This is a genomic window from Frankia sp. CcWB2 (assembly GCF_977927585.1).
This window is the reverse complement of sequence record NZ_CDWRCM010000006.1, coordinates 28,796-29,813: the sequence shown is the minus strand read 5'-3', so window position 1 is coordinate 29,813 and position 1,018 is coordinate 28,796. Positions and strand designations below refer to the sequence as shown.

Sequence of the window (1,018 nt, the reverse complement as noted above, 5' to 3'; positions counted from 1 at the left end):
ACCCAGCGCGGTGAGCTTCCCCCGGAGCAACAGACTGTTGATGACCGTACTCAACATGCCGATATTGTCGGCTTCGACCCGGTCAATACCCCACCGGCCCGACTGGTTACCACGGAAGAGGTTCCCACCGCCGACGACGATCGCCACCTCCACGCCGGACTGGCGGACGGCGATGATTTCTCGGGCGAGGTGCTCCAGCGCGTTGGAATCGAAGCCGAATTCGGCGGAACCGGCGATCGCGCGACCGCTCAGTTTGACGACCACTCGGCGGTATCTCGTCACTGTCTCCCGCTTCCCCTTTTCCATGGTGCGATCTTAACGTAGGCGGGCCAATGATCGATCATGAGCCTATGACCCCTCCGGTACACGGTAGAGCACCCGGCTCCCGGGCACGTCGCACGACGGGCGCGTCCGGGAGATCCGCCGACGGCGGACCGTACCCGCAGCACCTTTCGCCGGCGGCCCACCGACGACCGCCGTCGTGATCAACCGCCATTAGGCTCCGGGGGCGGCCGGAGGTCGGGCCCGGCAGTGCGTGGACGCCGGCGGTGGGGACGAGACGGCGGCGATGGATCAGTATCCCGCGCCCGGCCGGCACCACCAAGATCACCCAAGGACTACGTCACCACTCCCGCCGACCCGAACAACCGCTCCACGCGATCACGAATCTGGATTACCGACAGACGACTTCGCCGGAGCCCGGCAGGAGAATACTGGATATGCTCGAAGCGAGGCCACCGACGGTGAGCGGCGCGACGGATCCGATACCGCAGAGGAGAACTGTTGCGATGTTCTTACCCGGAAGGCCGTCGTTATTACGGTCGACTGCACTGATCCCTATCCTGAGTGGCCTGATCGGACTGGTTGCGTCCACCGTCTGGGGGGGGGATTTCGGCGAATGCAAGCCGCGCAACGCGGCAGGGCAGCAATCGGCCGAAGACGGCAGGCCGATCGGTGCCCTGCCGGCGCCTAGCTGCCGGCTCAGTGCTCGCGGCCGAGGAGGATGTGCGGGTAAGGG

1 protein-coding gene is annotated in these 1,018 nt (G+C 65.8%); it reads right to left on the bottom strand.

The genetic code is table 11. The features are described 5' to 3' along the window. A partial coding sequence (locus ACY45C_RS01760) for an amino acid kinase family protein (RefSeq protein WP_462185922.1) occupies window positions 1-306 on the bottom strand: 306 nt, incomplete at its 3' end. Window positions 307-1,018 lie beyond the last annotated feature (712 nt).